The 2,812-nt window shown below is 72.1% G+C and carries 2 protein-coding genes; both read left to right on the forward strand.

Features of this window, described 5'->3' with window-relative positions:
* Nucleotides 1-325: 325 nt before the first annotated feature.
* Entirely contained in the window at nucleotides 326-457 is a 132-nt protein-coding gene (locus WH07_RS41640; protein WP_408645991.1) for a DUF6126 family protein, read from the forward strand.
* A gap of 947 nt (nucleotides 458-1,404) precedes the next feature.
* On the forward strand, nucleotides 1,405-2,812 hold a 1,408-nt coding region (locus tag WH07_RS35665), incomplete at its 3' end, for a diaminobutyrate--2-oxoglutarate transaminase family protein (RefSeq protein WP_046509402.1).

Consider the following 2,812-nt stretch of genomic DNA (forward strand, 5'->3'; position numbering starts at 1 on the left):
GCGCCGACCGCGCCGCCCCGCCCTCAGGAACTCCGCTCGCGCGTCCAGTACCGCAGCAGATCCGCCGCCATCACCGTGCTCGGATGCTCCGGCCCCAGCAGCCGTTCACTCGTGGTCGCCATCGCCTGCCAGTGCGTACCGGGTGCAGGGCTCTGGGGCGTACTGGAACCGCTAACTGGCGCAGGCTCGGGATGTATGCGTTTGGCCTATGCCAGGGGCATCCATGGGCGGGGAGGAGGGCCGCCTGTCACACCGCCGGACGGTGACCCGTGCCGGGGCTCGGGGCCTGGTCGTACGCTGAGCGGGACCCGATGGGAGGACCGTGGTGAGTAACGACGACGAGAGCTGGAAGGAGCGCGGAGTCGCTCTCCGCGTCTTCTTCTACATCTTCGGGACGCACCTCTTCGCCGGGTTCATCTGGCTGCTTTTCTACGTCGGGCAGCACGCCCAGAAGTGAGACCGCCCAGCCGCTGACCCAGTCGGCGGCCGCCCTCCCGGCCCTCGGCGCGGGCCTGGTTGAGCAGGCTGATCAGCGTGAATCCCACCGCGATCAGGCCCAGGATCACCACCACGCTGATCCAGTTGCTCATGGCGCGTTCGCCTCCTCCTTCCGTCCAACGTACTCCCGCGCCGGTGTCCGCACTCCCGCGAAGGTTCCGTCGCTGTTCAGGGGTGCTTGGTATCTTGAACGGCGATGATTAGGTTAGGCACACCTAAGTGTTTGGGCCGGGGTTTCGGGGCTGCCTGGCGCGCTGCCCGGCGCATCGGGCTGCCTGGCGCGCCGGGGCGAGCCGCGTCCAGGGCGGGTCGCGTCCAGGACGTGCGGCGTCCAGGACGGCCCGCGTTCAGGATGGGGCGCGTCCACGGCAGGCGGCGTTCAGGGCGGGCCGCGTCCAGGTCGGCCGTGTCAGGTCCGGGCGCCTTGCGTCAACTTCGCCGTCAAGTCGGTCGTCAACTCCGCGCCTCTACCGCCCTCATCGTCCGCGCCGCCGCCAATTCCGCTGTGCCGCAAGCTGTTCGCCGATGCCCGGTCCGCCCCACGCCGGCCGGCAGCCATGAGGTCCGTCCTTTTCGCCCCCACTCGCGAGGTACAGCCAGCCGTGCCCTTACAGTTCCCGCCCTCCGCCGCTCCCCTGTCCGCCGTTCCCGTCGCCGTACTCGCTGCTCCCCTTCGTGCGGGCGGCGGGGCGATCGACGCGGCGGGCCGTGCCGCGTATCAGCGCCGGTGCGACGTCACTCGGTCCGGTGAAATGGCTGGACGGATGGAACCACCGGCCGGGGTGAAGTTCCCGCCCGAACCGGGCCGTTGCCTGATCGCGGAGCGCGGCTGAGCCGTACTTCCTTTCGCTCCTCTTTCTTGCTCCTGCTTCTCCTTTTCTCTCCCCCGAACCCCGGAGCCGTGTCATGACCGTGCCCCCCGTCATCCTGTCCGCGAACGGGCCCGTGCCCGCGAGCGGGCTCTCCGCCGGCTCCCCGGCCGCCGCGCCGCCGGCCGACGCGGACGCCATTCTGGGGCGGCAGCGGGTCAGGGAGTCCGCTGCCCGTACGTACGCCCGTTCGTTCCCGATCGTCCCCGTCCGGGCCAAGGGCATGACGATCGAGGGGACCGACGGCCGCCGCTATCTCGACTGCCTCGCCGGTGCGGGGACGCTCGCGCTCGGGCACAACCACCCCGTGGTGCTGGAGGCGATCCGCCGCACGGTCGACAGCGGGGCGCCGCTGCATGTCCTCGATCTGGCGACGCCGGAGAAGGACGACTTCACGGACGCGCTGTTCGCGACGCTGCCGCCGGCCTTCGTCGACCGGGCGCGGATCCACTTCTGCGGGCCGGCCGGTACGGACGCGGTGGAGGCGGCGCTGAAGCTGATGCAGACGGCGACCGGCCGGAGCGGGGTGCTCGCGTTCACGGGCGCATACCACGGGATGACGGCGGGGGCGCTGGCGGCGAGCGGCGGTGTCGCGGTGAAGGAACGGGTCGCGGGCGGCGCGGCGGAGGTGACGCGGCTGCCGTACCCGTACTCGTACCGCTGCCCGTTCGGGATCGGCGGCGAGCGCGGCGCCGAGCTGTCGGCGACGTACACGGAACGGCTGCTCGACGACCCGTCGGGCGGGGTCGTACCGCCCGCCGCGATGATCCTCGAAGCGGTGCAGGGCGAGGGCGGCGCGGTACCGGCGCCGGACGGCTGGCTGCGCGAGATGCGGCGGATCACGGCGGAACGGGAGATTCCGCTGATCGTGGACGAGGTACAGACGGGCGTCGGGCGGACCGGGGCGTTCTGGGCGGTCGAGCACAGCGGGATCGCGCCGGACGCGATGGTGCTGTCGAAGGCGATCGGGGGAAGCCTGCCGCTGGCGGTGATCGTGTACGACGAGAAGTACGACGGCTGGCTGCCCGGCGCCCACACGGGCACGTTCCGCGGAAACACCCTGGCGATGGCGGCGGGCGCGGCGACGCTCCGGCATGTGGCCCGGGAGGGCCTGGTCGAACGCGCGGCGACGGTGGGCGCGCGGATGATGGCGCGGCTGGAGGGCCTGCGCGCGGAACTCCCGGTGATCGGCGATGTGCGGGGCCGCGGCCTGATGATCGGGGTGGAACTGGTCGACCCCGAGTCCCCACGCGACACCTGCGGCGCCCACCCGGCGGCCCCGGCCCTCGCGGACCGCGTCCGTACGGCCTGCCTGGACCGCGGCCTGATCATCGAACTGGGCGGCCGGTTCGGCTCGACGGTGCGTCTGCTGCCGCCACTGGTGATCACGGACGAACAGGCGGACGCGGTCCTGGACCGCGTCCGCCTGTTCGGCCGCGATCACC

The organism is Streptomyces odonnellii, from assembly GCF_000981895.1.
Classification (GTDB): domain Bacteria; phylum Actinomycetota; class Actinomycetes; order Streptomycetales; family Streptomycetaceae; genus Streptomyces; species Streptomyces odonnellii.